At 59.5% G+C, this 23,676-nt stretch carries 20 protein-coding genes; 17 read left to right on the top strand and 3 right to left on the bottom strand.

Translation table 11 applies throughout. From position 1 onward, the window contains the following. Window positions 1-202 precede the first annotated feature (202 nt). From QA646_RS09425 to recN, 7 genes are all read left to right on the top strand, one after another. Window positions 203-1,129 carry a D-alanine--D-alanine ligase gene (locus QA646_RS09425; RefSeq protein WP_283058824.1) on the top strand — a complete coding sequence of 309 codons (927 nt, stop codon included), beginning with the start codon at window positions 203-205 and terminating at the stop codon, window positions 1,127-1,129. Between the two features lie 11 nt (window positions 1,130-1,140). After that, window positions 1,141-2,049 (top strand): cell division protein FtsQ/DivIB, encoded by a 909-nt coding sequence (locus QA646_RS09420; RefSeq protein ID WP_283058823.1) that lies wholly within the window; start codon window positions 1,141-1,143, stop codon window positions 2,047-2,049. Beyond that, entirely contained in the window at window positions 2,046-3,377 is a 1,332-nt protein-coding gene (gene ftsA, locus QA646_RS09415) for a cell division protein FtsA (RefSeq protein ID WP_283058800.1), read from the top strand. Before QA646_RS09420 ends, ftsA begins: the two co-directional genes overlap by 4 nt. Window positions 3,378-3,487: 110 nt before the next feature. After that, window positions 3,488-5,239 (top strand): cell division protein FtsZ, encoded by a 1,752-nt coding sequence (gene ftsZ / locus QA646_RS09410; RefSeq protein ID WP_283058799.1) that lies wholly within the window; start codon window positions 3,488-3,490, stop codon window positions 5,237-5,239. A 331-nt stretch (window positions 5,240-5,570) separates the two neighbouring features. Beyond that, window positions 5,571-6,527, top strand: a complete 957-nt coding sequence (lpxC, locus tag QA646_RS09405) for a UDP-3-O-acyl-N-acetylglucosamine deacetylase (protein ID WP_283058798.1) — start codon at window positions 5,571-5,573, stop codon at window positions 6,525-6,527. Window positions 6,528-6,814: 287 nt separating this feature from the next. After that, complete coding sequence (locus tag QA646_RS09400) at window positions 6,815-7,684, top strand: outer membrane protein assembly factor BamD (RefSeq protein WP_283058797.1); 870 nt, start codon at window positions 6,815-6,817, stop codon at window positions 7,682-7,684. Window positions 7,685-7,696: 12 nt separating this feature from the next. Beyond that, complete coding sequence (gene recN / locus QA646_RS09395) at window positions 7,697-9,370, top strand: DNA repair protein RecN (protein WP_283058796.1); 1,674 nt, start codon at window positions 7,697-7,699, stop codon at window positions 9,368-9,370. Between the two features lie 66 nt (window positions 9,371-9,436). On the opposite strand, the gene QA646_RS09390 is transcribed toward recN, so the two are convergent. Continuing rightward, window positions 9,437-10,243 (bottom strand): methyltransferase domain-containing protein, encoded by an 807-nt coding sequence (locus QA646_RS09390; RefSeq protein WP_283058795.1) that lies wholly within the window; start codon window positions 10,241-10,243, stop codon window positions 9,437-9,439. Window positions 10,244-10,467: 224 nt separating this feature from the next. On the opposite strand from QA646_RS09390, the gene ligA reads away from it, so the two are divergent. Continuing rightward, window positions 10,468-12,621, top strand: coding sequence for an NAD-dependent DNA ligase LigA (ligA, locus tag QA646_RS09385; protein WP_283058794.1), 2,154 nt, complete (start codon window positions 10,468-10,470; stop codon window positions 12,619-12,621). 39 nt (window positions 12,622-12,660) lie between these two features. On the opposite strand, the gene QA646_RS09380 is transcribed toward ligA, so the two are convergent. Beyond that, window positions 12,661-13,194 (bottom strand): GNAT family N-acetyltransferase, encoded by a 534-nt coding sequence (locus tag QA646_RS09380; protein WP_283058793.1) that lies wholly within the window; start codon window positions 13,192-13,194, stop codon window positions 12,661-12,663. A gap of 389 nt (window positions 13,195-13,583) precedes the next feature. Here QA646_RS09380 and QA646_RS09375 point away from each other — a divergent pair, with 389 nt between their 5' ends. From QA646_RS09375 to QA646_RS09355, 5 genes are all read left to right on the top strand, one after another. Beyond that, entirely contained in the window at window positions 13,584-14,795 is a 1,212-nt protein-coding gene (locus QA646_RS09375) for a glycosyltransferase family 4 protein (RefSeq protein ID WP_283058792.1), read from the top strand. 16 nt (window positions 14,796-14,811) lie between these two features. Further along, on the top strand, window positions 14,812-15,801 hold the full coding sequence (locus QA646_RS09370; protein WP_283058791.1) for an NAD(P)-dependent oxidoreductase: 990 nt from the start codon (window positions 14,812-14,814) through the stop codon (window positions 15,799-15,801). Between the two features lie 119 nt (window positions 15,802-15,920). After that, the gene (locus QA646_RS09365) at window positions 15,921-16,244 is read left to right on the top strand and encodes a metalloregulator ArsR/SmtB family transcription factor (RefSeq protein WP_283058790.1); all 324 of its coding nucleotides are present in this window, start codon (window positions 15,921-15,923) and stop codon (window positions 16,242-16,244) included. A gap of 51 nt (window positions 16,245-16,295) precedes the next feature. Next, a complete protein-coding gene (locus tag QA646_RS09360) occupies window positions 16,296-16,742 on the top strand; it encodes an SRPBCC family protein (protein ID WP_283058789.1) in 447 nt (148 codons plus the stop codon). 107 nt (window positions 16,743-16,849) lie between these two features. Continuing rightward, window positions 16,850-17,344 carry a CreA family protein gene (locus QA646_RS09355; protein WP_283058788.1) on the top strand — a complete coding sequence of 165 codons (495 nt, stop codon included), beginning with the start codon at window positions 16,850-16,852 and terminating at the stop codon, window positions 17,342-17,344. A 266-nt stretch (window positions 17,345-17,610) separates the two neighbouring features. Here QA646_RS09355 and QA646_RS09350 read toward each other — a convergent pair whose 3' ends face one another. Then, a complete protein-coding gene (locus QA646_RS09350; protein WP_028752375.1) occupies window positions 17,611-18,075 on the bottom strand; it encodes a chemotaxis protein CheW in 465 nt (154 codons plus the stop codon). A gap of 414 nt (window positions 18,076-18,489) precedes the next feature. Between QA646_RS09350 and QA646_RS09345 the strand changes: the two genes are divergently transcribed. From QA646_RS09345 to QA646_RS09330, 4 genes are all read left to right on the top strand, one after another. Continuing rightward, window positions 18,490-19,092: an SCO family protein gene (locus tag QA646_RS09345; protein ID WP_283058787.1), complete on the top strand. Its 603-nt coding sequence runs from the start codon at window positions 18,490-18,492 to the stop codon at window positions 19,090-19,092. A 9-nt stretch (window positions 19,093-19,101) separates the two neighbouring features. Continuing rightward, complete coding sequence (locus QA646_RS09340; RefSeq protein WP_283058786.1) at window positions 19,102-20,250, top strand: NAD(P)/FAD-dependent oxidoreductase; 1,149 nt, start codon at window positions 19,102-19,104, stop codon at window positions 20,248-20,250. Between the two features lie 20 nt (window positions 20,251-20,270). After that, window positions 20,271-21,149: a 50S ribosomal protein L11 methyltransferase gene (locus tag QA646_RS09335; protein WP_283058784.1), complete on the top strand. Its 879-nt coding sequence runs from the start codon at window positions 20,271-20,273 to the stop codon at window positions 21,147-21,149. Window positions 21,150-21,837: 688 nt separating this feature from the next. Next, window positions 21,838-23,673 (top strand): aminopeptidase P family protein, encoded by a 1,836-nt coding sequence (locus QA646_RS09330; RefSeq protein WP_283058783.1) that lies wholly within the window; start codon window positions 21,838-21,840, stop codon window positions 23,671-23,673. Window positions 23,674-23,676 lie beyond the last annotated feature (3 nt).

Here is a 23,676-nt window from a genome sequence, read left to right as displayed (position 1 = left end):
CAACTCCATGATTCTAATGGCAGAATTCTTCAAGTCGATTTGATTCGTGAAAATTGATCGCCATGACAGCGGTCGGAAGTTAACGAAAGTAAACGCTTCATTAACCTTAATGTTGTTCTAATGAAGCCTACAAGGAGTGGCGAGAATCGCTGCTCAGCGTATCGAGCAAATGTCGATTGCAGATGGTGAATTGGGGGTATTGATGGGTGGCAGGCATGTGGCTGTCCTTTTGGGCGGATTTTCCTCGGAGAGGCCGGTTAGCCTGTCTTCGGGGAAGGCATGCGCTGATGCTCTTGAGGTCGAAGGCTTTCAGGTTACGCGTGTCGATGTGGGGCGCGATGTGTCTGCGCGCCTTGCCGATCTGAAGCCTGATGTCGTTTTCAATGCTCTGCATGGCCCGTTCGGCGAAGACGGCACCATTCAGGGCATCCTTGAATATCTGCAGATCCCTTACACGCATTCCGGCGTGCTGGCCTCGGCGCTCGCCATGGACAAATCGCGCGCCAAGAAGGTGGCTGATGGGGCCGGCATTCCTGTCGCCGATTCGCGAGTGATGAACCGTTTCGCCATTGCCGGCGAGCATCCGATGCGGCCGCCTTATGTGGTGAAGCCAGTGCGTGAGGGTTCGAGCTTTGGTGTGGTGATCGTCAAGGAAGATCAAGCGCATCCGCCGCAGATCATTACCTCTTCCGAGTGGCGCTACGGCGACGAGGTGATGGTCGAGCGTTACGTCTACGGTCGGGAGCTGACATGCGGCGTCATGGGCGATACGGCGCTCGGCGTTACCGAGATCGTGCCGCAGGGGCACAGCTTCTACGACTACGATTCCAAATATGCGGAGGGTGGATCAAAACACGTCATCCCTGCCAGAATTTCACCGAATCTTTACCAAAAGATACAAACATTGGCGTTAAGGGCGCATCAAGCTATCGGCTGCCGTGGCGTCAGTCGATCTGACTTCCGTTATGACGATCGCTTTTCCGAAGAGGGTGAGCTTATCTGGTTGGAAATCAACACCCAACCAGGCATGACGCCTACCTCGCTGGTGCCCGAAATGGCCGCTCACGCCGGCTACTCTTTTGGCGAATTTCTCCGGTGGATGGTGGAGGACGCGTCTTGTTTGCGCTGACGGTCAAAAATATGAGGCGGTCCCGCCACCGTGTTCCGCTCGCGATCGACGATGTCGAAGATGCGTTCGTACTGCCGCGTCCGCTGCGCCGCGCCGTGCGTTTTCTCGTGAGTCTCGGCTCCGGGCGTGTCAATATTCCGGCCCATACGGGTACGGTTTCCGCTCTCGCTCTTTTCGCTGCGACCGGCCTTTACGGCATGTCGATCGGCGGCCACACGCAGGATGTCGCCCAGGCGACGACATCGGCTGCCGGCTTCGCTATCGAAGACGTGAAGGTTTCCGGTAACGATCAGACTTCGGAAATCGAAATCCTGCAGCTTCTCGGTCTCGACGGCACCACTTCGCTGGTGGCGCTCGATGCTGATGCCGCTCGCCAGAAGATCGCAAGTCTGCCCTGGGTGCAGAACGTAGAAGTCCGCAAGGTCTATCCGAAGACGATCGAAGTGAAGCTCACGGAGCGCAAGGCTTATGCCATCTGGCAGCACGGCTCCGAACTCTCGCTGATCCAGAAGGACGGCAGCGTGATCGCGCCGCTTCGCGACAACAAGTTCGCCAAGCTGCCGCTCTTCGTTGGTCGTGATGCCGAAACGGCTGCGGCTTCCATCGATGAAGAATTTGCCAAGTGGCCTGATGTTCGCAGCCATGTGAAGGCATTCGTGCGCGTCGCCGGCCGCCGTTGGGATCTCTATCTCGACAATGGCGTGATCATCAAATTGCCGGAAGACAATATCGACGGCGCGCTCGCTCGTCTCACCAAGCTCGATAAGGATGAGAACCTTCTGCAGCGCGATATCGCTGCCGTCGACCTTCGCCTTGACGATCGTACCGCCATTGAATTGACCCCGGACGCAGCGCTTCGCCGCCAGGCGGCGTTGGATGCAAGAACAAAGGCTTTGAAGAAGGCAGGGCAGGATACATGAGCTTATTCGGTTCGTCCCATTTCGGTCTGCCACGCCTGAAGCCGCTGTCGTCAAAGCGGTCGCACATCGTATCCGTCCTAGACATCGGCTCGACGAAGGTCGTCTGCATGATCGGCCGGCTGACGCCGCGCGAGGAAAGCCAGGTTCTGCCGAACCGCACGCACAATATCGAGATCATCGGCATCGGCCATCAGCGTTCGCGCGGTATCAAGACCGGTGTGATCGCCGATCTCGATGCTCTGGAAAATGTCGTCCGTCTCTCCGTCGACGCCGCCGAGCGCATGGCCGGCCTGACCGTCGACAGCCTGATCGTCAATGTTTCCGCTGGTCGTCTCGGCAGCGATATCTACACTGCCACCATCGATCTGGGCGGCCAAGAGGTCGAAGCAAACGATCTGAAGAAGGTGCTTGCCGCCGCCTGCCAGCAGTCGCTCCGTCAGGAGCGTGCGGTGCTGCATTCGCTGGCAACCGGCTACTCGCTCGACGGCGAACGCGGCATCCGCGATCCCCTGGCGATGTTCGGCGATGCACTGGGTGTCGATATGCATGTGGTCACGGCGGAACGCGCGGCCCTTCGCAATCTCGAACTCTGCATCAACCGGGCGCATCTTTCGGTCGAGGGCATGGTGGCAACGCCCTATGCCAGCGGTCTCGCCGCTCTCGTCGACGACGAAGTCGAACTCGGTTGCGCCGCAATCGACATGGGTGGCGGCACGACGACGATCTCGGTCTTTGCCGAAGGCAAGCTGGTGCATACCGACGCCGTCAGCCTCGGCGGCCATCATGTCACCACCGACCTTGCACGCGGTCTTTCGACCCGCATCGAGGATGCCGAGCGGCTGAAGGTGGTTCATGCCTCGGCGCTCGCGAATTCCTCGGAAGAGCGCGAACTGATTTCCATCCCGCCGATCGGCGAGGATGAGCGCGATCAGCCGACGCAGGTGCCGAAGGCGCTGGTGTCGCGCATCGTCAAGGCACGCATCGAAGAGACGCTGGAGCTTATCCGGGATCGCATTCAGCGCTCCGGTTTCAGCCCGATCGTCGGTAAGCGTGTCGTGCTCACGGGCGGAGCCAGCCAGTTGACCGGCCTGCCGGATGTGGCGCGGCGCATTCTTGCCCGCAATGTCCGCATCGGCCGCCCGATGGGCGTATCCGGCTTGCCGACAGCGGCCAAGGGGCCCGCCTTTTCGACGGCGGTGGGGCTGATGATCTATCCGCAGGTTGCGGACATGGAGACACATGCGGCGGGCAGCGGTCTGCTCTCGTCGCTTGGGGGTAACAACAGCCGTATCGGCCGCGTTGGCCAATGGCTGAAGGAGAGTTTTTGAGTGCCTGATCCCGGATCGCGGCAAGCGCTTTCCGGGCAGGGGTCAGGCAAGTGAAATATAGTGAATTGGCCGGCGTGGCGATGCGGCCATAAAGAGAAGGAACGGGTACCATGACTATCAAGCTGCATAAGCCAGATATCACCGAGCTGAAGCCGCGGATCACCGTGTTCGGTGTCGGTGGTGGTGGCGGCAATGCCGTCAACAACATGATCACGGCAGGCTTGCAGGGCGTCGATTTCGTCGTCGCCAATACGGACGCACAGGCGCTGACGATGACGAAGGCGGAGCGGATCATCCAGCTCGGCGTCAATGTCACTGAAGGCCTCGGCGCAGGTTCGCAGCCGGAAGTCGGCCGCGCGGCTGCTGAAGAATGCATCGACGAGATCATCGATCACCTGAACGGTACCCACATGTGCTTCGTCACTGCCGGCATGGGCGGCGGCACGGGCACGGGTGCTGCGCCGGTCGTCGCACAGGCCGCCCGCAACAAGGGCATCCTGACCGTCGGCGTCGTCACCAAGCCGTTCCATTTCGAAGGTGGCCGCCGCATGCGGCTTGCCGAAATGGGCATCCAGGAACTGCAGAAGTCGGTCGACACGCTGATCGTCATTCCGAACCAGAACCTGTTCCGTATCGCCAACGACAAGACGACCTTCGCGGACGCGTTCTCGATGGCCGACCAGGTTCTCTATTCGGGCGTTGCCTGCATCACCGACCTGATGGTGAAGGAAGGTCTCATCAACCTCGACTTCGCCGACGTCCGTTCGGTCATGCGCGAAATGGGCCGCGCCATGATGGGCACGGGCGAGGCTTCCGGCCAGGGCCGCGCGATGCAGGCTGCTGAAGCCGCCATCGCCAACCCGCTGCTCGACGAAACCTCGATGAAGGGCGCGCAGGGCCTGCTGATCTCGATCACCGGCGGCCGTGACCTCACCCTGTTCGAAGTCGACGAAGCTGCGACCCGCATCCGCGAAGAAGTCGATCCGGATGCCAACATCATCCTCGGCGCCACCTTCGACGAATCGCTGGAAGGCATCATCCGCGTTTCCGTCGTCGCGACCGGCATCGATCGCGCGATGAACGAAGCTGCCGACAAGACCATGGAATTCCGTCCGGTCGCAAAGCCGGCTGTCCGTCCCTCCGCGGCCGTTGCTCCGGCAGCGGCCGCAGCTCAGCCTGCCCATGTCGCGCAGGCACCAAAGGCCGTTGTCGATCCGATCGCGCAGACCATCCGTATGGCGGAAGCCGAAATGGAGCGTGAATTGGAAATCCAGCCTGTCCGCCAGCAGCAGCCGGTCATGCAGCAGCAGCCGGTCGCTCAGGAGGAGAGCTTCCGTCCCCAGAGCCGCATCTTCGCAGCACCCGAGGCACAGCCGGTACGCCAGGCTCCGCTTCAGCAGCAGCCGGCCGCGGTCATGCATCAACAGCCTGTGATGCAGCAGCCGGCCCCCATGCAGATGCAGCAGCCGGTGCGCCAGGAGCCGATCATTCGTCAGGCTCCGGAGCAGGTCCGCATGCCGAAAGTCGAGGATTTCCCTCCGGTCGTTAAGGCCGAGATGGAACATCGTGCTCAGCCGGTTGCCGCTCAGGCTTCCGAAGAGCGCGGTCCGATGGGGCTGCTGAAGCGAATTACCAATTCGCTCGGTCGCCGCGAAGAGGATGCTGCTTTCAACGATATGACGGCTTCGGCTCCGAACGCTGCTTCGCAGCAGCGCCGCCCGCTGTCGCCGGAAGCAAGCCTCTACGCACCGCGTCGTGGCCAGCTCGACGATCAGGGCCGTCAGGTTCCGCAGGCGCGCATGGCAAGCCAGGAAGACGACCAGCTCGAAATCCCGGCTTTCCTGCGCCGGCAATCGAACTGATCCGGTATAGGGCATCCTTTTAATAGGATGCTAACCATGTTTACCGAATCCGGGGCTTGCAGGCCCCGGATTTCTTTATTTTCGGCCTCTCTTTAATTCTAAAATTACCTAGCAAATTCAATCGTCTGGTTTCGTAACAAAGCGAAAGAAACAGTGATTTGGAATGCGGTGCCCGCGCGCGTATTTAGGTAGCAAGCGAGTCAGCGGAATCGCATCCGGCAATCATTGCATGTGGATTTCGCAGAGTAGGTAACAGACTGAACCAGCAATGAGGGCAGGATCCAAAGATGACCGCCCGGTCTGGAACAGATAGACGAAGGCAGAATTTAATATGGCAATCGGATTGCTGGGTTTTCAGACCACCATTGCAAGCCCTGTGACACTTTCAGGTATCGGCGTTCATTCCGGCGCCAATGTGTCGATTACGCTTTATCCAGCCGAGGCCGATACCGGTGTCCTCTTCCAGCGTATGCATGACAATGGCGACGTGACGGAGCTTCGCGCCGTTTCTTCGCAGGTCGGCAACACCGATCTTTGCACTGTTCTCGGCTTTTCGCCGGCGCGTTCCCTCGCGACGGTTGAGCATGTCATGGCGGCGATTTACGCGATCGGCCTGGACAATGTCATTGTCGAAGCCTCCGGTGCGGAAATGCCGATCATGGACGGCAGCGCCTATCCGTTCGTCGAAGCAATCGAGCAGGTCGGTATCGTTTCGCTCGGCGTCAAGCGCCGCTATATTCGCGTCACCAAACCGGTACGAATCGAGGCCGGCGGTTCCTGGTGCGAGTTCCGCCCTTATGACGGCACGCGCTTCGAAGTCGAGATCGACTTCGAATGCCCGCTGATCGGCCGGCAGAGGTGGGAAGGCGATCTGACCGCCAAGACCTTCAAGGCCGAACTGTCGCGCGCGCGCACCTTCGGCTTCATGCGTGATGTCGAGCGTCTATGGGCTTCGGGTCATGCACTCGGCTCTTCTCTGGAAAATTCCGTTGTCATCTCCGACGACAACACGGTGATCAACGTCGAAGGCCTGCGTTATGCCAAGGACGAATTCGTCCGTCACAAGGCACTGGATGCCGTTGGCGATCTGGCGCTGGCCGGCGCGCAGTTCATCGGCTGCTACCGCTCCTATCGCGGCGGCCATCGCATGAATGCCAATGCGCTGAAGGCATTGCTCAGCGATCCCTCGGCTTACGATGTCGTGGAGACTTCCGCACCGCGTCAGCGAGCGCATAGCCGCGAATTCGTTTCCGTGAATGCTCCCGAATTCGCCCCCTGGTCTGCGTGACCTCCAGGAACCCAGGTGGCAAAGTCGCCGCTCCCGAAAGGGGGCGGCTCTTTTTTTGAGGGGAGATTCGCCAGAGGCGCTTTCAAAGCCGGTCAAAGCATAGAGTTGGGCAGGCAGAAAGCGAAATCTCTTGTCAATACAGCGGTTAAAGCCTGTCATCGTGCAGTCTTTGCCACAAAAATGCGTTAATGCATCATCATTGCGTTGCCCTCATGGTGCTTTTGCGGCTAGAAACGCCAGCGAGAGAACGCCGTTTCCGCAACGACGGCTAGTGGGACAGTCATCCGATGGGTTTTGCAGGGTCTGAAAGCATGAAGATTACAACACGGGCTTTGCTCGTATCGCTTCTCCTGGCCGGTACCGGTGCGGTGGTAACGGGTTGTAATACGGACAAGGATATCGACATCACCAAGCTCGCTGTCGAGACGGATCCGCCGGAAACCCTCTACAATCAGGGCCTGGCCAATATCAAGGCCGGCAATATGACGGAAGCCGGCAAGAAGTTCGATGCCATCAACCAGCAGCAGCCCTTCTCCGAATGGGCGCGCAAGGCGCTGGTGATGAGCACCTTCGTCAAATATCGCACCGGCCAATATGACGAGGCCGTCCAGACGGGCAACAGTTACCTCAAGCAGTATCCAGGCTCTGAAGATGCTGATTACGTTCAGTATCTCGTCGGTTCGTCCTATGCCAAGCAGATCGTCGATGTGACGCAGGATCAGCGCGCCGCGCAGCAGACGATCGAGGCGATGACCAAGCTCGTTAGCACCTATCCGAACTCGCAATATGTCAGCGATGCGCAGGCCAAGATTCGTTTTGCCCGCGACCAGCTCGCCGGCAAGGAAATGCAGGTCGGCCGCTACTATCTCGAGCGCAAGGATTACCTTGCTGCCATCGCTCGCTTCCGTATCGTCGTCGAGAAATATCCGACGACCAACCAGATCGAAGAGGCGTTGGCACGCTTGGTCGAAGCCTATTACGCCATGGGCATTGTTGAAGAAGCGCAGACGGCAGCCGCCGTTCTCGGCCATAACTATCCGGACAGCCGCTGGTACGCAGATTCCTATAAGCTTCTGAAGACCAGTGGTGTCGAGCCGCGTGAAAACGAAGGCTCCTGGATTTCGAGAGCGGGCAAGAAACTTCTTCTTGGGACGTGAGATTGAGCGCACATGCTGGTCCAGCTTTCGATCCGCGATATCGTTCTGATCGAGCGGCTGGATCTTGCCTTCGAGACCGGGCTTTCGGTGCTAACCGGCGAGACGGGCGCGGGCAAATCCATTCTGCTTGACAGTCTCTCGCTGGCCCTTGGCGGGCGCGGCGACGGCGATCTCGTGCGTCATGGAGAGGATCGCGGTCAGGTGACGGCGGTCTTCGACGTCGGTATGCAGCATGCCGTCCGCAAGCTTCTACGCGAAAATGGCATCGACGACGACGGGGACCTGATTTTCCGCCGCATCCAGTCCGCTGACGGCCGCACCAAGGCTTTCGTCAACGATCAACCGCTCAGCGTTCAGTTGATGCGCCAGGCGGGGCAGCTTCTTGTCGAAATTCATGGACAGCATGATGACCGCGCCCTGGTCGATACCGATGCGCACCGCATGCTGCTCGACGCCTTCGCGGGCATTGCCGAGGAAACCCAGGCTGTCGGGCGGCTCTACAAGGTCTGGCGCGATACCGAGCGGACGCTGAAGAAGCAGCGGGAGCAGGTGGAGAAGGCTGCGCGCGAAGCCGATTATCTCCGAGCTTCGGTCGAGGAGCTGGAGAAGCTGTCGCCGCAGGATGGTGAAGAGGACGAGCTGGCCGACCGCCGTTCCCGAATGATGAAAGCGGAGCGTATTGCCGGCGACATCTCCGAAGCGTCCGAGTTCCTAAACGGCAATGCCTCACCTGTGCCGCACATCGCCTCGCTGGTGCGGCGGTTAGAGCGCAAGAGCCATGAGGCCCCGGGTTTGTTGGAAGACACCGTAGCGCTGCTCGACGCAGCGCTGGACCAACTGTCCAATGCCCAGATGGAAGTGGAGGCGGCGCTCCGCAAGACCGAATATGATCCGCGGGAGTTGGAGCGCGTCGAGGAGCGACTGTTTGCGCTGCGCGCTGCCTCGCGCAAATATTCCGTGCCCGTGACCGGCCTGCCGGCGCTGGCCGAGAAGATGATCGCCGAGCTCGCCGATCTGGATGCCGGCGAGGAGAGACTGACACGGCTGGATGCCGAGCTGGCCGTAGCCAAGGCGGATTACGATGCTGCGGCGCGCAGCCTTTCCGGCAAGCGCCATCACGCCGGCGAGTCGCTTGCCGCTGCCGTCATGGCAGAGCTGCCGGCGCTCAAACTGGAGCGGGCGCGTTTCATGGTGGAGATCACCACCAATGCCGACGAGGCTACGGCCGAAGGTATCGATGTTATCGAATTCCATGTGCAGACCAATCCCGGGACGCGGCCGGGACCGATCATGAAGGTCGCCTCCGGCGGCGAGCTTTCGCGTTTTCTGCTGGCGCTGAAAGTGGCGCTTGCCGATCGCGGTTCGGCACCGACCTTGGTCTTTGACGAAATCGACACCGGTGTCGGCGGCGCAGTGGCCGATGCCATCGGTCAGCGGCTGAAGCGCCTTTCCGAGCGCGTGCAGGTGCTCTCCGTCACCCATGCGCCCCAGGTCGCGGCGCGCGCGGCAACGCATCTGCTGATCTCGAAGGGCCCGGTCTCGGACGGTTCCGAGAAGATCTCCACCCGCGTTGCCACCATGGCCCACAAGGACCGCACCGAAGAAATCGCCCGCATGCTCGCCGGCGCTTCGGTCACCGAGGAGGCGAGGGCGGCAGCCAAGCGGCTGTTAGCGGGCAATGGCTGATCGTCGCACAGATGCCTGCGATGGCTATTTTGGCCCATTGGTAGTCGGCTGGAGATCCTCGGCCGATTAGGCCACCGCTGAAACTATACATACCGAGGCGACCAGCGCTACGCTCGTCCCATCGCCAAGGCTAACGAGTCCTTCTCGTAACTTGGGCTCGGCTGCCGACTTTACAGTGGGGTTTTCGCGGGCGATCTTTCCCAGCGGACCAACGCTGAGGAGGACGCGCGTCATTGCATCCACGTCACCGCTTGTTACCGCTTCGTCGTAGGCTGCGATCTCGATATCCTTGAATCCGGCAGAAGCAAGGACGTTGCGGACGTACTCAGCATCAGAAAAACTGAACGGCGTTTCATCCAATGGCGATCGAAATCCCGCTGCAAGTAATGGGAACCTATCTAATTCGTTATCGCAGAAAGCGCGCCAACAGCAGAATGCAATCCTCCCATTGGGTTTCAATAAGCGATGAAAATTCGAGAAGGCAACGATTGGATCATTAAATGACATCACGCCGAAACGAGAGAAAATCGCATCAGCACTATAGGAGGGAAGCTCTAAAGCTTGGGCATCAGTGTTGATAAGCTGGACACACTTGAGATGGCTCGTGCATTGATTGGCGACAGTCAGAAGCTCTTCCGAAATATCAACGCCGTAGATCCATCCTTCGTCACCGACCCAGTCCGCCAACTGTAAGATCGTCTGCCCTGTCCCGCAGCCAACATCGACGACGGTACTGGCAGGCGCTAAATGCAACTCTTTCATGGCTCTTAAACCGAGCGGGGAGAGCTGCCGATCGATCAGTTCGTATTCGCCAGCCCAGGCTTTGGCATGTAATTGCCGTGGACTCAAACCATCGATGCTTTCCTCAGCCATAGACTAGTCCATCCAGTAATTCCATTCGTGCGGAACCTTAGACCAATCGATATGATAACTGCAATTGGCGCGAAGTCGCCGTAAATGCCATCGTCACGGTCGTTCCTCTGCCACTGAATTCCGGAATTTCTCTCTTTTTATTTGCGTATCCCGGACGGAAAAACCGCTTCGCACTTTTCCTCTAAGTGCTCTAAAACATCTCCGAAATCGGGGAGTGCGAATCCATGAGCAGCGAACAGAAGCCTGTCGAAGATTTGACCGAAGAAGAGGCGGCCGCGGCGCTTGCCTATCTGGCCGCCGAGATTGCGCGCAATGACGCGCTCTACCATGGGCAGGACGCGCCTCAGATTTCAGATGCGGACTATGACGCCCTGAAGCGGCGCAACGATGCCATCGAGGCACGTTTCCCAGCGTTGATTCGCGCCGACAGCCCATCGCGGCGGGTGGGGGCTGCGCCATCGGAAACCTTCGCGCCTGTCGTGCATGCAAGGCCGATGCTCTCGCTGGACAACACTTTTTCGCAGGAAGACGTGCAGGATTTCGTCGCCGGTGTTTATCGCTTCCTTGGCCGGCTGCCCGATCAATCGATCGCCTTTACAGCCGAGCCGAAGATCGACGGGCTTTCCATGTCGATCCGCTATGAAAACGGGCGGATGGTGAATGCGGCGACGCGCGGGGATGGCACGACCGGGGAAAACGTCACAGCCAATATCCGCACGATCAAGGAAATTCCGCAGACCTTGCCCGCCGGTGCGCCTGCTATCGTGGAAGTGCGCGGCGAGGTTTATATGGCCAAGAGCGATTTCCTGGCGCTGAACGCGCAGATGGAAGCGGAGGGGAAGCAGACCTATGTCAATCCGCGCAACACGGCGGCCGGCTCGCTGCGCCAGCTCGATCCGAAAATCACGGCGAGCCGCAAACTGAGATTCTTCGCCTATGCCTGGGGAGAGATATCAGACATGCCGGCCGATACGCAGTTCGGCATGGTGCAGACGTTCGGGAAATGGGGTTTTCCGGTCAATCCGCTGATGGAGCGGCTGAATTCGGTCGCCGACATTCTCGCGCATTATGACGAGATCGGCCTTCAGCGTCCGGACCTCGATTATGATATCGACGGTGTCGTCTATAAGGTCGACAGCCTGGAACTGCAGGCTCGCCTTGGTTTCCGGTCGCGTTCGCCGCGCTGGGCGACAGCGCATAAATTCCCGGCTGAGCAGGCCTTCACCCGATTAATGGGCATCGATATACAGGTGGGGCGTACGGGCGCACTGACACCGGTTGCGCGGCTGGAGCCGATCACAGTCGGCGGCGTCGTGGTGACCAATGCGACGCTGCACAATGCCGATTATATCAAGGGCATCGGCAACAAGGGCGAGCCGATCCGTGAGGGCCGCGACATCCGGGTCGGCGACATGGTGATCGTGCAGCGCGCCGGCGATGTCATCCCGCAGATCGTCGATGTCGTGCTGGAGAAGCGGGAAGCGTCGAGCGTTCCTTACGAATTTCCCAAGGTATGCCCAGTCTGCGGCAGCCATGCGGTGCGCGACATCAATGAGAAGACCGGCAAGGTCGATGCGGTGACACGCTGCACCGGGGGCTTCATCTGCCGGGCGCAGGCCACGGAGCATCTCAAGCATTTCGTGTCGCGCAATGCCTTCGACATCGAAGGCCTGGGCTCGAAGCAGATCGATTTCTTTTTCGAGAATGAAGATCCGGCGCTGCAGGTGCGCACCGCGCCTGATATTTTCACTTTGGAGAAGCGCCAGCAGTCTTCTCTTACCAAGCTGGAGAATATCGAGGGCTTCGGTAAGGTCAGCGTTTCCAAGCTCTATGCCGCGATCGACGAGCGCCGCGATATCGCTCTGCACCGCTTCATCTTTGCGCTCGGCATCCGCCACGTCGGCGAGACGACGGCGAAGCTCCTGGCGCGCTCCTACGGTACGTACGAAGCCTTCGAGGCGGCGATGAATGAGGCGACGCCGCTTTCGGGAGACGCATGGAACGATCTCAACAATATCGAGGGCATCGGCGAGGTGGTGGCTCGCGCCATCGTCGAATTTTACAAGGAACCGCGCAACATCGGCGTGATCTCGAAGCTGCTCCAAGAGGTGCGGCCGCAAGAGGCGGAACGGCCGACCACATCGGGCAGTCCGGTTGTCGGAAAGACCGTGGTTTTCACCGGCTCTCTCGAGAAGTTCACTCGCGACGAAGCCAAGGCCAAGGCCGAAAGCCTCGGCGCCAAGGTTTCCGGCTCGGTTTCGAAAAAGACCGACATTGTCGTCGCCGGACCCGGCGCGGGCTCGAAGCTGGACAAGGCGCGGGAATTCGATGTGCAGGTCATGACCGAGGATGAGTGGCTGGCGTTGATCGGCGGGTAATCGACGGCGGCGGACCGAAGGACCGCCGCCGTCGGTATTTTACATCCTCACGCGCGCCATCGCGAATGCATCCACATATTCGCCGTTGCGAAATGCGAAGGCGCGGAGCCGTCCTTCGGTCTCAAAACCGAATTTCTCGTAAAGCCGGATGGCCGGTTCGTTGTCGACATAAACGGTCAGTTCCAGGCGTTTGATCGCCAGCCAATTGTCGGCGGTGTCGACGACGGCGGCGAGCAACGCCGAGCCAATGCCCCGGCCGGTAAAATCGTCATGAACGCCCATGCCGAGGTGGCCGGTGTGAATCTGCCGGCCGGCATGGCGCCGCATTCCGGCATTGCCGACGATTTGCCCATCGAGCACGGCGACCAGATTGATCGAGCCGAGTGCGGGCTTCTCCATCCACTGCCGGGTTTCTTCGACGCTTTGAAAGGGTAGGCGCAGCGTGCCGGCGCGATAGCCGGGCAGATTGGCAATCAGGGCTATCGCTTCGGCGTCTGACATCCGCGCGGCGCGGATTTCGACGCCGCATTGTTTTTGGGATCGTTCGTCTTGATATTGTGATTCGGAATTCACGCTGCTCTCCTTAAGGTTCAGGAGGAGAACAGAGCCTTCACACCCTGCTCGCCTCGGCAGGGTTGAAGGGGATCGCAGTCAGCTTAAAGCAATGCTGCTCCCACTCGCCCTGCTAGGGGTGAGGTCGTGAGAATATGCATCACGGTGGTAGGGTTTGCGATCATGCGCGGAGCTTTTCGAATTTTTTTCGAGAAGTCAACTCTCCCGGCGGCAGCAATCCGACTGCAAACCTACTCGCGCATGCCGTGCGACCACTCGCCTTAATGCGAAAGGATGAATTGAATTCTGACCGGAACAGGCCGCTCAATATCGCGCAGGAGCATGATGTAAAAGGCGAATCCCTTTTCTCCGGCCCAACGCAAAATACAGTTGGTGAGTGTCGAGGTTCCATGCGTCTAATACTTGTCAACGATGTCTCGATCATTCGCGGCGGTGCGACCAAAGTGGCGCTGCAATGCATCGACGCGAGCAGGCAGGCGGGACTGAATTGCGCCATCTTGGTCGGCGACGACGGCGAGGGACTGAAACCGCGCTTTGCGGGCACTCGTACGGTCGCGTTGGGCGAACGTCCCCTTCGCGACGGTCCTACCTTCACCGATGTCTTCGAGAAGAACTATAATAAGCGCGCCTATGAGGCGCTGGATGGCCTGCTTAAGGAAACGGATGAGGAGACCGTCGTGCATGTGCACGGCTGGTCGCAGATTCTCTCGCCATCGATCTTCTACGCACTCGCCAAACACAAGGCCAAGGTCATCATCACAGCGCATGATTTCTTCCTGACTTGTCCGAACGGAGGGTTGATCAATTTCCAGAGCGGAACGGTCTGCGATGTCCGCCCGCTGTCGGCAGCATGTCTGACGACCAATTGCGACAAGCGAAACTATCTCCATAAACTCTGGCGCTTTCGCCGCACTCTCACCCAACGCGGCGTTGGCGAGGAGTTCTGGAGCCGCGTCGGCATCGTGCTGGCGCATGAGAGCATGGAGGCCTATCTGCACTCCGGCCCGCTGCAGCATTTTCTGACCTTGCGCACACCGACCGAGCCGCTGACGCCAACGCCCGTGGAGGCCTGGCGCAATCACCGCACCGTTTTCTTGGGACGCATGTGCTGGGAAAAGGGCGTCCGCACGCTCGCAGACGCATTGAATAAGACCGGGCGAACGGCGACGCTGATCGGCCGCGGACCGCTGCTCGATGAGATGCAGCGGGCGTTGCCGCATTGCTGGGTGCCTGGCTGGCTGGCCGACGAGGAAGTGACGGCGCTGGCGGGGGAAGCGCGCGTCTTCGTCATGCCATCCCGCATGCCCGAACCTTACGGCCTTGTGGCCGCCGAGGCGCTGATGTCCGGCATTCCCGTCATCGTTAGCAGCAATGCGCTGATTGCCGCCGAAGTAGAGCGGAACGGCGCTGGGCTGGTCTTTAAAAGCGGTGATGCCAGTTCGTTGGCGGAACGGCTGGCGAGCACTGATGACGACAGATTGATGCAGAGACTTTGTGAAGGCGCGTTAGCGCTTGGCCAGCGGATTGCACCCAGCAAAGCGGAATGGGGTCGGCGCATGGTCGATATCTATACAGGCAGGAGTGGCTTCTTCGCTCAATAAAAAGGGGGATAATCACATGGCGCGGGCATTGGTAACGGGGGGCTGTGGGTTTGTCGGGAGGCATCTGATCAGGCGGCTTTTGGCCGAGGGATTGGACGTCGTCTGCGTCGATCAACTGGTGGAAGGGACGGGGGCACGGCATCCCGCTCTCTGGCAGCACTTTCCCGGATCGCGTTTTGCGTTTTTCGAGGAGGACTGCCGCACCTTTTTTACCCGCGCGCTGGAACATTTCGACTATGTTTTCCATCTTGCCGCGCTGGTCGGTGGCCGCGTGACGCTGGAGGCGCGCACGCTCGACGTTGCCGAGGATCTGGCGGTAGATACGGAATTGTGGAAATGGGCGGCACGCGCCAAGCCCGGTTGTGTCGTATTCTTCAGCTCCAGTGCGGCCTATCCTGTCTCGCTGCAGACGGTCGCGAACCATCGGCTGCTTTCGGAAGACATGATTTCTTTCGAGGCCGCCATCGGTGTGCCCGATCTCAGCTATGGTTGGGCGAAACTGACCGGCGAATATCTGATGAAGCTCTATGTCGAGCGTTACGGCCATCGGGCGGTCGCTTATCGGCCGTTCAGCGGTTATGGCGAGGATCAGGATGTTGCCTATCCGTTCCCGGCCATTTGCCGCCGCCTGCTTGACGAAAGAGGCGCTCCTGAAGTTTTCGTCTGGGGTTCGGGTCGGCAATGCCGGGACTTCATCCATATTGATGATTGCATCGATTTCATCTGGCAAACCAAGGAACTATTGCCGGATGGCGCCAGCCTCAACCTTTCGACCGGCCGGGCCACCTCCTTTATGGAGCTGGCGGAAATCATCGCTCGTCAGATCGGCTGGAATCCTGTCGTGAATGGCCTCAGCGATCGCCCTGAAGGGGTCTTCTATCGCTGCGGCGACACGGCTTTGCAGCGTTCTTACGGACTGGCACCGCGCATCAGCCTGGAGGAGGGAATTGCGCGGATGCTCGATCATCTGCGCATGGAGCAGGAGCAGTACGCCATCGCGATCTGACGCGCGACGTTTCATCTGGTTTGGGTTTCTGCCGCGATATCCTCTCATGTCTCTTGACATGCAACCAAATAGTTGCCTATAAGATCATTAATAGGCAACTAAATGGTTCCGTGTTTGGCATGAACGACGATGCGGTTTTTCGAGCTTTGGCGGATGCAAGCCGGCGGCAGTTGCTGGACCGGCTATACGAGCAGAACGGCCAGACGCTCGGCGAACTCTGCCAGGGGCTGGAGATGACGCGCCAGGCCGTGACGAAACATCTTGCCATCCTGGAAGAGGCGAACCTGGTATCCGCTAAGCGGCAGGGCCGGGAGAAGCTGCATTTCATCAATCCCGTTCCGATCAACCATATCGCCGAACGTTGGATCAACAAGTTCGAGCGCCGCCAATTGAGCGCTCTTTCTGCCCTCAAGAAAGCGTTGGAGGGCGATGGCGGCCAGTAGCGGCCGTTAGATCACTGTGGACAGAAATCGCCTTACAAGAGGAGAAATATCATGACCGGTAGCAGCTTTGTTTATGTGACCTTCATCCGCACCACACCCGACAAGCTCTGGTCGGCACTGACGACGCCGGAGTTCATCAAGAAATACTGGTTCAACATTCAGCACGAGACCGATTGGAAGGTCGGTTCGCCATGGAAGATGGTCTACCCGGACGGGCGTATCACGGATACCGGCGAGATCGCGGAATTCGATCCGCCGAGGCGAATGGCCTTCAAATGGCGCAATGAATTCATGCCTGAGTTGAAGGCGGAAGGCTGGTCGCGTTGCGTTATGGATATCGAGCCGGTGGAGGATGTAGTGAAGCTCACCGTCACCCACACCATGGAGCTGGAAGACGCGAAGTTCATCGGAGCAGTATCCGGCGGCTGGCCGAAAATCCTCTCCAACCTCAAATCGCTCCTGGAAACTGGCGAGATCGTGCTGAAGGAAATCAGATGAAAGACAACGGGGCGCTTAGCGTGCCCCCGCTTCCCTTGCATCGTCCGACCGCGACCTTACCTTAGCGAGGCCGCGGCTCGATCGGCGGCGATGTTGGAGGATGCTCGATGACGTCACTGAAATTGCATGCCGTTCTTGCCGCGTCGTTCCTGGCGCTGGCGCCTGTTTCCGCTTCGGCTGAGATTGTCGGCAAGGTCGGGGTGGATTGGACCGGCAATGACATCCTGATCGATGCCGTGCCGGACCCGGAAGTGTCCGGCGTTACCTGCCACGTCACCTATTTCGACCGCAGTGTCATCGACCGGCTAAGAAAGGGCAATTGGTTCGAGGACCCTTCCAACAACTCCATTGCCTGCCGCCAGACAGGGCCGATCGAGATCGGCAATATCAGCCTCTCGGAGAGCGGCGAGGAGGTGTTTCGCGCCGGCTTGTCGCTGATCTGGAAGAAGCTCGTGGTTAACCGAATCTACGACAAGAAGAACGACACGCTGATCTATCTCGTTCATTCGCGCGAATTGACCAATGGTTCGGCAAAAATGGCGATTTCAACCATCCCACTGTTCGGTCAGAACGTTACCTGGAAGAACGGCAAGCCCAAATAAGATTACCGGGATACCGCAATAACAACCGTCAAGGGGTTTGTACCAAAAAAAGTCCTGCTCTTTGGTTGCTGAATACCTCTCGGTCGCTTTCGAATTGCGCCATTTTGGTGCAGTTTTACGGACGAACGTGGAAGTGCCACTTCCATTTGTTCACGGCCTGCGCGACCGGCGCACCGGCAACACCCCTGCCGACGACGGTCACATAAACACAATCGCCCTGAAGCGCTTGCTCCAGGGCGATTTTCGTTTGCGGTATTGTCTGGAAATCAAGCAGCCTGCGCCAGCTCGTCCGCAATCACAGTATCGAGGTTCAGGAAGCAGACCATGGTCTTTTCCAGCGCGACGATGCCGCGGCAGAAGGCACGCTGCGCTTCCGGAATGATTTCCGGCGGAGGCTGCAGATCTTCGCTCTTGATGCTCATCATATCGGAGACCTGTTCGACCAGCAGGCCGACGAGCTTGCCGGCGATATCGGTGACGATGATGGCGGAGCGTTCGGACGGTTCGGTCATCTTCATGCCGAGGCGGCAAGCCATGTCGATGACCGGGATCACCGCGCCGCGCAAATTAATGAGGCCAAGCACATAGGGCGGCGTGTGCGGCATCGGGGTCACCGGCGCCCAGCCACGAATTTCGCGGATTGCCATGATGTCAATACAGAATTCCTGATCGCCGAGGTGGAAGGAGACGATCTCCAGATAGGCGCCCGATTGTTTGATGGCATTCGTCATGGTCAAGGACTTCCCGTTTGGCGCCGGCGGCAGGCGGCGGTAGCGATTGAAAATGGATCGGCTGGAGCGGCTGGGGGCTGCGGCAGCATCCGGTGGCTTTGGCGCTTGAAGCGCCTCGCGGCTCCGGCGGGCGTCATGCCCTTCTGCAAGAAGGTCGGTTTGCCACCTATCAGGCGGCCGGCGAGTCGGACTTCGCCTCTATGTTTCAATGTTGGCGCGGAGTGGTTAGAATTGCTTTAACGCGAAGATGGATTCCGCATCTTTGCGCCCGGACCGGGGCATTCACCTTACTCACCGGCTCCCAAAAACATCTTCTTGAATTGCGTCCTCCACTTCAACCCGTTAAACCGTTGAAACAATCGCCTGAGCGGCCCGCATATCGAGCCGCGGCCGGCGCGGTGAGGAAAAGCAGCGATGAAGAGCGTGCGGATTGTTATCTGGGTAGCTGTGGTGATCATGGCCGCGGTGCTGGGTTGGTTGAGCTTCGGCGTCACCAAGTCACCGGAAGCCGCGAGTGATGGGCCATACGGAGTACCGTTCACGTTGGTTGCGCAGAATGGCCAGCCGATCAGCGATCAGGCGTTTCGCGGAAAGCCGACGGCGCTTTTCTTCGGCTATACCCATTGTCCCGATGTCTGCCCGACGACCTTGTTCGAGCTCAACGGCTGGATGCAGAAGGTCGATCCCGACGGAACGAAGCTCAACGCCTATTTCGTAACCGTCGATCCGGCACGCGATACGCCCGCGATCATGAATCAATATGTCTCCAACGTCTCGACCCGCATCACCGGCATTTCGGGTGATCCCGACAAGGTCATGGACATGGTCAAGGGCTTCAGGGTTTACGCCAAGAAGGTGCCGCTCGATGAGAAGGATCCGAACGGCGATTACACCATGGATCATACCGCCTCTGTTTTCCTGCTCGATTCCGCCGGCCGCTTCGCCGGTACGATCGCCTATCAGGAAGACCCGGATATAGCGGTCAAGAAGCTGCAAAACCTGATCAAGAAGGGTTAGGAAGCGCCGATGGCGGACGGAGCCGGGAGAGGGAGGAAATCCAGATCCGTCTTGATCGCGGGCGCAGGTCCGGTCGGCCTGACTGCGGCCCTGGAGCTTGCCCGCCGTGGTTTCGTTCCGCGCATCGTCGATGACGGCCAAGGGCCGGCGCCTTTGGAAGAGAGCCGGGCTCTCGGCATCAATGCCCGCACATTGACGCTGCTTTCGCCTTCCGGTGTTACCGGGCACATCCTTGCAGCGGCTCAGCCGATCGTCCATTTTCGCATCCGCTCCGGAACCAAGGTGCTGGCCGATGTCGACACGCGGCGGATGCCCGGACGCTTCGGCGCGATTCACGGCCTGGCGCAAGGCGTGACCGAGCGGTTGCTGATCGAGGCGCTTGCGGCTCATGGCATCACGCCGGAGTGGCAGACCGCGGTCGTGGAGGAAACGATCGCCGATCTTCAGAAGCCTGAGGTGATGCTGCGACGCCTGGACGGGTCTGCGGAGACGGTTCACCCCGATATTCTGATTGGTGCCGACGGCGCCCATTCGGCCGTTCGCAAAGCGCTTGGCGCCGGCTTTCCCGGCGAAGCGCTGGAGGTCTATTTTTATCTCGCCGATTTTCGGTATGCGAGACCGGTGGATACGCATTTCGCCGAGATCACGCTTTGCGATCCGGGCATGGTCGGGCGTTTGCCCGTGTCTGCCGATGTGCTGCGCTACATCTCGACGTTGGAGGATTTCGAGAGCCGCATCGTTCATCCCGATGTGATTGCCGAAAAGACCTGGGTGTCGCAGTTCCGTATCAGTTTCCGCCATGTCGAGCCGATGGCCAGGGGGAACGTGTTCCTGGCGGGCGATGCGGCCCATATCCATTCCCCGGCCGGCGCGCGCGGCATGAATCTCGGCATAGAGGATGCCTGCTGGCTCGCCTGGCTCATTGCGGAAGGCCGCGAACAGGAGTATTCGGCGCTCAGAATTCCAGCCGTGAAACAGGTGCTGAAGCAGACCTATGGTCTGACCCGCTTGGTCACCATGAAAAATCCGCTGGCGATTGTCGTGCGCAATCTGTTCGCGCCGTTGCTTTTGCGTTTTGGACCGGCGCGGCATTTGCTGCTTCACAGTGTCGCCGGCTATGACACGCCGAAGCCGCCGTGGATCGACTGGGCCGAATAAGAGTAAGAGAGAGCGAAGACTTGAGTGAAATCCGCCTGTACGTAACGACGACCGAGAAAAAGGCTGCACAGATTCTCGATCTGATGACGCCGGTGTTCGAAGACGAAGAATTGCCGATCGCCACCACCGAGATCGATGAAAAGAAGGATATCTGGGAAGCTTCGATCTATCTCTATGCAGACGACGAAGATGACGTACAAGCCCGTTTTGCGAGCGTGCTGAAGTCGGCGTTTCCGGAGCTCGTCATCGAAAGGGAAGTCATCCCCGATGTCGATTGGATCGCCAAATCGCTGGAGGGGCTCAAGCCGGTTCGGGCAGGGCGCTTCCTGGTGCATGGCTCGCATGACCGCGACAAAGTGAAGTCCAGCGATATCGCCATCGAGATCGATGCCGGCCAAGCCTTCGGCACGGGCCACCATGGCACGACGGCGGGTTGCCTGGAGACGATCGAAAAAGTGCTCGCCAGCCGGCGGGTGCGCAATGCGCTCGATCTCGGCACCGGCAGCGGGGTGCTGGCGATTGGCGTGCGCAAGCTGCGCAATATTCCGGTTCTCGCCACCGATATCGATCCGATTGCGGTTCGTGTTGCCCGTGAGAATGTCCGCCGCAACGGCATTGCCACGGGTATCACGCTGGAAACGGCGCCGGGCTTTCACTCCACGGCGTTTTCCCGCCACGGACCTTTCGATCTGATCATCGCCAATATTCTTGCCCGGCCGCTGATAAGGATGGCGCCGCAACTGGTCGCCCATCTCGCCCCCGGCGGTTCGGTGATTCTTTCCGGCATCCTCGCCGAGCAACGCTGGAAGGTGTTGGGCGCCTACAATGGCGCGAAGATGCGCCATGTGCGCACGATCTGGCGTAATGGCTGGGTCACGATCCATCTCGACCGGCCTTGAGCCGGTCCATTTCCAGCAGTCGCGTTTGCCAGGACTTAAAATACAAAAGGCGGTGCCGAGGCACCGCCTTGCAGATCGGTATTTGACCGATCCTGCCCGCGAGCATGTGGAGGAGTGCTCAAGCAGGCTCTACCGTTCAGGTCTCGATCCGGGGAGGGAGGAGGAGTTCCGGACCGCGATCAAATGCGAACGCGTAGTCTTGTAATTGTTAGTGGCGGCCGCCGCGGTTTGCGCCGATTGCCTTCGACGTTTCGACTTCGAGCTGACGAAGCGCGCCGACGGAGTGACGTACAGTACGACGCTCGCCTGCCAGCGCCGGGCTAACATATACGGAGCGAGAGATTGGCATTTTCATAGTCCTTTTCGAGTGGGTTCTTCGTGAACCCCGTTTGATGCGGCTCATATAGCGACTCGCCTTTTTGCGTGGCAGGGGGCATGCTTCATGGGAGCTATGCAGTTGATGCATATTGCGTGTCGTGATGATGTCACAATTCATTCGGGCTGCTCACGAAATGGGCGAATTCGTTAATGCCCGATTCTCTTGCTGGGCGTTCGTCGGCCAGAGCTGGTGGTCGGATCAATAGTGTGCAATCTGGCCCGAAAATCGTTTCACACTTCTCGGGCTCATGCTCTAACATGCTGTCGCCGCTCAGTTTCGCGGATTCTTGGGTCATATTCGGATTAAGTCATGTTCCAGTCTTTCGACGTCACTTCCACTCCGCAATTCTGCCGGGACCGCGTCACCGGTCTGCGGGCCGCCTTCAGCGATCTGGGCATTGACGGCTTCCTCGTACCCCGTGCCGATGAGTATCAAGGCGAGTATGTGCCCAAGTGTTCGGAGCGTCTGGCCTGGCTGACCGGATTCACTGGCTCTGCCGGTGTTGCGCTTGTGACACAGTCGCAGGCCGTGGTTTTCGTCGACGGCCGCTATGTGACGCAGCTTGCCGAGCAGGTGGACGGATCGGTCTTTACCGGCGGCGATCTTGTCGACGAGCCGCCGCATGTCTGGCTGCCGCGCCATGCGCCCAAAGGATTCAGGCTCGGCATCGATCCGTGGCTGCACACCGGCGCTGAAGTCCGGCGGTTGGAAAAGGCACTGGCGGAAATTGGAGGCAAGCTTGTCTTCCTGCCGCATAACCCGCTCGACAAGCTCTGGAGCGACCGGCCGGCCGAGCCGCTGGGCGCCGTTGTTATCCAGGATATTGCGCAGGCAGGTGTTCTCGCCAAGGACAAGCTGGCAGCCATTGCGACCGATCTGAAGGCCAAAAAGCTCAAAGCTGCACTGATCACCGATCCATCTTCAGTCGCCTGGATCTTCAATATTCGCGGCAACGACGTGCCACATACGCCGCATCCTCTGGCTCGCGCGATTATCCATGCCGAAGGCGAAGCGGAGGTCTTCCTTGACAAGCGGAAGACCAAGGTCGAGGCGGAAGCTTATCTGGCGCAGATCTGCAGACAATTGCCGCCTTCCGATCTCGCCAAGCAACTGGCTGCCGCCTCTGCAAATGGCGGGCGCATTCTCGTCGATCCCGATCTTGCTTCCTACGCGCTGACCGACCTCATCCGTCGTGAGGGTGGGGAGGTGGTGGAAGGAACCGATCCGGCCCGGCTGCCGCGGGCGCGCAAGAATGCCGCCGAAATCAACGGCTCGGCCGCTGCCCATCTGCAGGACGGCGCCGCTATGGTCGAATTCCTTTATTGGCTGGACACCAGCAAGCCGGGCACGATCACGGAAATTGCCGCTGCCGAACGGCTGGAGGCATGCCGCGCGCGCGTCGGTCAGAGCATGCAGAACCCGCTGAAGGACATCTCCTTCGACACCATCGCCGGTGCGGGTGAACATGCGGCCATCATGCACTATCGCGTCACCACGGCGAGCGATCGGCTGATCCAGGCCGGCGAACTATTTCTGATCGATTCCGGTGCTCAATATATCAACGGCACCACCGACATTACCCGCACGGTGGGCATCGGTGCTGTTTCCGAGGAGCATAAGCGCCTGTTCACGCTGGTGTTGAAAGGCATGATCGCCATCAGCACGGCGCGTTTCCCCAAGGGCTCGCGCGGCTGCGATCTCGATCCGCTGGCACGCATCGCGCTCTGGAAAGCCGGTGTGGATTTCGCCCACGGCACCGGCCACGGTGTCGGCTCCTATCTTTCCGTGCACGAGGGGCCGCAGCGCATCTCACGGCTATCGACGCAGGAGTTGCTGCCCGGCATGATCCTCTCAAACGAGCCGGGCTATTACCGCCCCGGCCATTTCGGCATCCGCATCGAGAACCTGATCTATATTCGCGATCCCGAGGAGATCGAAGGCGGCGACATGCCGATGCTCGGCTTTGAGACGCTGACCTTCTGCCCGATCGACCGCAGCCTCGTTCTTCCAGAACTGCTGGCGCATGAGGAGTTGCACTGGCTGAACGACTATCACGTCAAAACCCGTGAAGCGCTGATGCCGCTGATCCAGGACGACGATGTCCGCACCTGGCTGGAAAATGCGACCCTGGAATTGAGTCATTGAGGG

It is taken from the genome of Rhizobium sp. CB3090, assembly GCF_029714285.1.
GTDB lineage: Bacteria > Pseudomonadota > Alphaproteobacteria > Rhizobiales > Rhizobiaceae > Rhizobium.
The sequence above is the reverse complement of the archived record's forward strand: the minus strand, read 5'-3'. Positions and strand labels throughout refer to the sequence as shown.